Raw genomic sequence first — 449 nt, 5'->3', positions numbered from 1 at the left:
ATCTCTCATCTGGATGAAGAGACTATCGCCGCCGCGCAGAAAATCTTTGCGCGTATGGATTCAGCCGGACAGGCACGGATGAGTGCATTACATCAGGGCTCGCGAGAGAGCCTGCGCATCGCCCCTAATCTCTGGGCAGGCGTCGGTCTTGTGCGCGGCGGTGCCGGAACCGCGCTGGTGGGCAATCCGCAGCAGGTTGCCGATCGCATCCGGGAGTATCAGGCGCTGGGCATCGGGAACTTTATTTTCTCGGGCTATCCGCATCTCGAAGAGGCACACCGCTTTGCTGAACTGGTGATGCCGCTATTGCCGCTGGCCGCCAACACCGAAAAGAAACAGCGCAGCGTGAACACAGGTCCGTTTGGTGAAACCATTGGCGGTGACCGTCGTCCTGACAAACAGGCCAGCGCCAGTTAGCCAGTTAAAAGAAGAGAAGGCTTGTGTATGTT

1 protein-coding gene is annotated in these 449 nt (G+C 57.9%); it reads left to right on the top strand.

Annotated features, from left to right (window positions below; genetic code table 11):
• Window positions 1–417: LLM class flavin-dependent oxidoreductase (locus NP77_RS22570; protein ID WP_039662035.1), on the top strand; the 417-nt coding region annotated here is incomplete at its 5' end.
• Window positions 418–449: the final 32 nt, after the last annotated feature.

The organism is Pantoea sp. MBLJ3, assembly GCF_000816655.1.
GTDB classification, from domain to species: domain Bacteria; phylum Pseudomonadota; class Gammaproteobacteria; order Enterobacterales; family Enterobacteriaceae; genus Pantoea; species Pantoea eucalypti.
The sequence above is the reverse complement of the archived record's forward strand: the minus strand, read 5'-3'. Positions and strand labels throughout refer to the sequence as shown.